The organism is Nevskia soli, from assembly GCF_903970205.1.
Lineage (GTDB): Bacteria > Acidobacteriota > Terriglobia > Bryobacterales > Bryobacteraceae > Bog-113.
In genome coordinates this window covers 1-3471 of record NZ_CAJCHS010000033.1, presented here as the reverse complement: position 1 = coordinate 3471, position 3471 = coordinate 1, and the positions used below count along the sequence as shown (strand labels likewise).

General features: G+C 59.6%; 5 protein-coding genes and 1 pseudogene. 5 read left to right on the top strand and 1 reads right to left on the bottom strand.

Going from position 1 to position 3471, the window contains the following annotated elements; all coding sequences use genetic code 11:
* A pseudogene (locus H1Y01_RS01810) lies at positions 1-473 on the bottom strand (hypothetical protein); the annotation flags it as partial.
* Positions 474-542: 69 nt separating this feature from the next.
* Between H1Y01_RS01810 and H1Y01_RS01805 the strand changes: the two are divergent.
* From H1Y01_RS01805 to H1Y01_RS01785, 5 genes are read left to right on the top strand one after another with little or no spacing between them, the layout of a single operon-like run.
* Positions 543-1406 carry a hypothetical protein gene (locus tag H1Y01_RS01805; protein ID WP_180538383.1) on the top strand — a complete coding sequence of 288 codons (864 nt, stop codon included), beginning with the start codon at positions 543-545 and terminating at the stop codon, positions 1404-1406.
* Positions 1403-1876 (top strand): hypothetical protein, encoded by a 474-nt coding sequence (locus tag H1Y01_RS01800; RefSeq protein WP_219341183.1) that lies wholly within the window; start codon positions 1403-1405, stop codon positions 1874-1876. Before H1Y01_RS01805 ends, H1Y01_RS01800 begins: the two co-directional genes overlap by 4 nt.
* A complete protein-coding gene (locus H1Y01_RS01795) occupies positions 1873-2184 on the top strand; it encodes a hypothetical protein (protein WP_180538382.1) in 312 nt (103 codons plus the stop codon). Before H1Y01_RS01800 ends, H1Y01_RS01795 begins: the two co-directional genes overlap by 4 nt.
* Positions 2185-2238: 54 nt before the next feature.
* The gene (locus H1Y01_RS01790) at positions 2239-2916 is read left to right on the top strand and encodes an RNA polymerase sigma factor (RefSeq protein ID WP_180538381.1); all 678 of its coding nucleotides are present in this window, start codon (positions 2239-2241) and stop codon (positions 2914-2916) included.
* Positions 2898-3446: a hypothetical protein gene (locus H1Y01_RS01785; protein ID WP_180538380.1), complete on the top strand. Its 549-nt coding sequence runs from the start codon at positions 2898-2900 to the stop codon at positions 3444-3446. The genes H1Y01_RS01790 and H1Y01_RS01785 overlap by 19 nt, the downstream gene beginning before the upstream one ends.
* Positions 3447-3471 lie beyond the last annotated feature (25 nt).

The following is a 3471-nucleotide window of genomic DNA, read 5'->3' as shown; positions in this document are numbered from 1 at the left end:
CGGTATTCGTTGATGGCATCGTCGACCTTGCCCGCCATTTCGGCCGATTCGCCCGCGAGCTGGTACGCGGCCGCCGAGTTAGGCGCGACTTGATGCAGTTCGTCAGCGGCATGATCCGCGAGTGCGGAGAACGCGTGAGTGAAGCTGAGCAGCACATCGGGATCGCGCGGGAATGCGGATGCAAGCTGGCTGAGATATCCGAGCGCGGTCGCCGTATCGCCGGCTTCGGTGGCGCATCGCAGGCCTGCCAGTCCGGCACGTTTGCGGATGCCGGGGTCGCGGAGGGTGGATAGGTTGCGCGGAATGGCCGGGAACGCCTGCTGGCAGTGGCCGGATTCCGCAAGAGACAGGGTACTCAACAAGTTAGGCGCGGCTGTCTGCGCGAAGAGAATTCCGGAAAACAGGGGAACGGAGAGGATGAGCTTCATGTCGTTCAGGAGGGAAGGAAGACTACAAGCCCAATGTAGCAACACGGAGTGGGATTCCAAGGAAGCTGCCCTGCATCCGCGCGCGCCAGCCGCTACAATGGTGAGCGCTCTCGCATGGCAACGCCGAAATCCACGATCTTATTCGCGGCGCTGCTCGTCGCCTCGTCCGCTGCTGTTGCCGGGCCGCCGTTCCAAACGGACGACCCGGAACCGATCGATTTCCGGCACTACGAGTTCTACACCTTCGCGTCGTCGGACGGGACGGGAGTCGAGACGGACACGGCGGGTCCGGCGATCGAGTTCAATTGGGGCGCGCTGCCCAACGTTCACCTGCATGTCATCGTTCCCGCCGCGGCGATCTTCCCCTCGAACAATCCCGCGCTTGCGCCGGCCGGCGCCGGTCCGCGCGCCTTTGGATTGGGCGACATCGAACTGGGGATCAAACTCCGTTTCATTCAGGAGAGCAAGCACCGGCCGATGGTCGGTACTTTCACGATGTTTGAACTTCCCACGGGAGACGCATCCAAGGGTCTGGGGGTCGGCCGGACGTGGTACAAAGTGCCGCTTTGGGCGCAGAAGAGCTTCGGTCCGTGGACGACTTACGGCGGCGGCGGAGTCACCGTCGTGCCTGCGCCCGGCTATCGCAACTTCCCGTTTGCCGGTTGGCTGGTTCAGCGCGATCTCGGCAAGAAAGTTACTCTCGGTAGTGAAGTCTTCTACCACGGTCCGGAAGGCCTGGCTACCGCGCAGACTAGACCCGCGACATTGGTCGATGTGGGCGGGTATTATAAGTTCAGAGATCCCGGATTTCAGTTACTATTCTGTTACGGACACACGGCTGTAGGTCAGACCGAGAACTACGCGTACCTTGGACTCTATTGGACGTGGGGCAAGGGCAACGATAAGAAGCCGGGTGACACGGATACTCCCGCGGGAATGGCATTCAACGGTCTACCGCCCCCAGGATTAATCAGATGATACAGACTATCGACATATTGCTACTCGCGCATGCTGCTTTCGGTGTCACCGGTTGTCTGGCGGCTTTCTGGGCGTTCATCGAAGCGCTGAACGCGCAGCCTGGCAACGCGAGCCGCATTAAGACGGCTGCGTGGATCACAGCGTTCTGCATGGCTGCGTCGTGGATTTGCGGCGGCTATTGGTACGTGCACTTTTACCCCGCGGAGAAAGCGCTCATCCTTAAAGGTCCCTGGCCGTTGGCTCATAACTTCTTCATGGAGACGAAAGAACACCTGTTCTTCGCCACTGCGATCCTGGCGTTCCTGCTGCCCCTGATAACTCGCGAGAAGTTATATGCGAACGCGGCGGCGCGCAAACTCGTCTTATCCGCGTCGGCTCTGATCGTGATCACCGGGATGGCCGTGGAAGGCGCCGGAGCGGTAATCGATCACGGCGTTAAGGTCGCGCTACTCCCTAACCATTCCAAATGACTTCCGGAACTCTAGATAAGACAACTTCGGGCTTTGTTCTAGCCGCCGCAGTCACGATCCTTTTCAACACGGCTCTTGCCTTGGCAAAGGATGTAAGTGCATCTTTGACTGCCGGTATGAAGCAACTTACCGGTCATCACTGGACGACGCATGGAATCGCTGACCTGATCCTGTTTCTTGTCCTCGGATTCATCTTCAGCCAGACAAGACTTGGCTCGAAGCTGGGAGCCAACGCGGTGACCGCGATCTTAATCGGGTCCGTGATCGTCGCGAGCCTCGGATTGGCGATCTGGTACGTGTTCGTCTGACGGGAACCGGATTCATGCATCCGGTGTCTAATCCCGTAGTAGCATTGAATCGACATGGCCTCCTCCGTTATCGCCGATCTGCTTGGCCGCAACTATCCGGAGCAGGCGACGTCCGCGGTCCTCGCCGAAGACCAGCGGCTGATCCAAGGGTTGCAGGCCGGCTGCGAAAGCGATTATGAACTGCTCATCATGCGGTTCCAGCAGCCCGTGTACAACCTGGCGCTTCGCCTGGTTTCCGATCCAGCGGACGCCGGAGATATCGTGCAGGATGTCTTCCTGAAGGTCTTCCGCAATATCCACACCTTTCGCGGGAAGAGCAGTCTGCGGACATGGATTTACCGGATCGCGGTGAACGAGGCGCACAACCGCCGCCGCTGGTCGTTCCGCCACAAGAAGAACGAAGTTTGCTGGGACGAAGGCGCCATCGACGAAGCGCCGCGCGAGCGCAGCGTGCCGGACCTGGAGCCTTCGCCCTTCGACCGCGCGCTGACCCGCGAAAAGCACGCGTTGATCGAGCAGGCGCTGACCCGCACGAATCCCTACTTCCGCGAAGCCGTGGTGCTTCGCGACATTGAGGACCTGAACTACGACGAAATTGCCGAAGTCCTGAACATCTCGATCGGAACCGTCAAAAGTCGCATCACCAGGGGCCGCGCCGCGCTGCGACAACTTTTGACCGAAACCCTTGGCCCCGAGCCTTCGAACATCTCGTTATGCGGGAGGCGCACTTGAACGACGAAGCGATCCGCCAGAATCTGATGCAGTTGCCCGTTGCGGCAGTACCGGGCGATGTGGCCGCCAGGGTGCGCGTCATCGCATCGCACGAACGCGAGCGCCGGGTGCGGCGTCATCGCTGGCTGGAGAAGCTATCGATTGAGTTCTCTAACCTGCTGAAGCCGCTCGCGGTACCTGCTGCCGGCGGACTGATGTCTTCGGTGATTTTGTTCGGGACGCTCGTGGACAACCTGAACCTGCAGCTCTATTTGAACAAGGATGTTCCGATCGGCGTGCATACGCAGGTCGCGGTAGACGATCTCTCGCCGTTTTTGGGGACGATGGGCGACTTCGTGGTTGAAGTTTCGGTGAACGAAAAAGGAATCGCGACGGACTTCTCAGTTCCCAATGGGCGTCCGGATAAGAAGAAACTTTTGGAGATCGGGAACCTGGTTCTCTACAGCACTTTCACCCCGGCGACTGAGGACGGACAGCCCGTCCCAGGTAAGATTCTGGTGGCTGTGCATCATATCAACGTGCGAGGGTAAGTCGTAGGCTATGCGGCGGCAACTT